Here is a 1,223-nt window from a genome sequence, read left to right on the forward strand (position 1 = left end):
GCGGCGAGGTTCGTGTCGCGGACCCGGTCGAGGAGTTCGGTGAAGGTGGGGTCGCCGGAGGTGTCGGTGCGCAGGACGAGGGTGTTGACGAAGAACCCGACGAGGTCGTCGAGGGCGTCGTCGTCGCGGCCCGCGACCGGGGTGCCGATCGGGATGTCGCTGCCCGCGCCGAGACGGGTGAGCAGGGCGGCGATGGCGGACTGTAGCACCATGAACACCGTGACCTGGTGTTCGCGGGCGAGTGTGACGATTCCCGCGTGCAGTTCGGCGTCCCAGGAGAGGGGCACGGTGGCGCCGTGGTGGCCGGCGACGGCCGGGCGCGGCCGGTCGGTCGGCAGGTCGAGACGGTCCGGGAGACCGGCGAGGGCGGTGCGCCAGTGGTCGATCTGCCGGGAGATGACACTCTCCGGGTCGGACTCCTCGCCGAGCACCTCCCGCTGCCACAGCGTGTAGTCGGCGTACTGCACCGGCAGCGGCTCCCACGCCGGGGCCCGGCCGGTGCGCCGCGCCGCGTAGGCGAGGGAGAGATCACGGGCGAGCGGACCCATCGACCAGCCGTCACTCGCGATGTGATGGGCCAGCAGCAGGACCACCTGCTCGTCGGGCGAGGGCGAGAACACCCATGCCCGCAGCGGCATCTCGCGGGTCAGGCCGAAGGTGTGGCGGGCCGCCGCGGCCACGTCACCGTCGAGCCGGTCCGGGGTCGTACGGACGACCTCGATGACCGGCCGGGCCTCCTCCACCGGGAGGATGTGCTGGTAGGGGGTGCCGCCCTGCTCCGGGAAGACGGTCCGCAGGCTCTCGTGCCGTGCGACCAGGTCCTCGATCGCGGTGCGCAGCGCGGTGACGTCCAGATCACCGGAAAGCCGCAGCAGCGTCGGCACGTTGTAGGTGGCGCTGGGGCCTTCGAGCTGGTGCAGGAACCACAGGCGCTGCTGGGCGAAGGACAGCGGCAGCAGCTCGGGCCGCGCCATCGGCACCAGTTCCGCCCGCGCCCCGTCCGCGTCGCCGAGACGTGCCGCGGTACCGGCGACCGTCGGCGCCTCGAACAGGTCCCGCACCGACAACTGCACACCGAAGGCGGCACGGACCCGGCTGATCAGCTGGATGGCGAGGAGGGAGTGTCCGCCGAGGTCGAAGAAGTTGTCGTCGATGGTGAGGTGGTTGATGTTGAGGGTGTGGGCGAAGATGGTGGTGAGGATTTGTTCGGTGGGGGTGCGGGG

General features: G+C 71.5%; 1 protein-coding gene. It reads right to left on the reverse strand.

The window, feature by feature from the left end:
• A partial coding sequence (locus ACF1CT_RS37395; RefSeq protein ID WP_391788499.1) for a condensation domain-containing protein occupies positions 1 to 1,223 on the reverse strand: 1,223 nt, incomplete at both ends.

It is taken from the genome of Streptomyces sp. NPDC014734 (assembly GCF_043083325.1).
Lineage (GTDB): Bacteria > Actinomycetota > Actinomycetes > Streptomycetales > Streptomycetaceae > Streptomyces.